Annotated in this window: 1 protein-coding gene; it reads left to right on the top strand. The window is 48.6% G+C overall.

Annotated features, from left to right (window positions below; genetic code table 11):
• Positions 1–243, top strand: a 243-nt coding sequence (locus ACLGE8_RS22720; RefSeq protein WP_223883238.1) for a hypothetical protein, incomplete at both ends; no start/stop codon positions are given.

The following is a 243-nucleotide window of genomic DNA, read 5'->3' as shown; positions in this document are numbered from 1 at the left end:
ATTCATTTATCGTCTTGCGACGTTAAGAATCCGTATCTTCGAGTGCCCACACAGATTGTCTGATAAATTGTTAAAGAGCAGTGCCGCTTCGCTTTTTGTCAGCGGCGCGGGATGTGCATATTACGCTTTCCCGCTTGAGAGTCAAGCATTTATTTTCGCTTTCGTCTCTCGAGATTCTCAGGAGAACCTCGCTGACCCGGCGGCTTGTTTGCCGTTGTTCCGTGTCAGTGGAGGCGCATTATA

This window comes from Kluyvera sp. 142486 (assembly GCF_046569695.1).
Classification (GTDB): Bacteria; Pseudomonadota; Gammaproteobacteria; order Enterobacterales; family Enterobacteriaceae; genus Kluyvera.
Note: the sequence above shows the minus strand (reverse complement) of the source record. Positions and strands in the feature narration are given on the sequence as shown.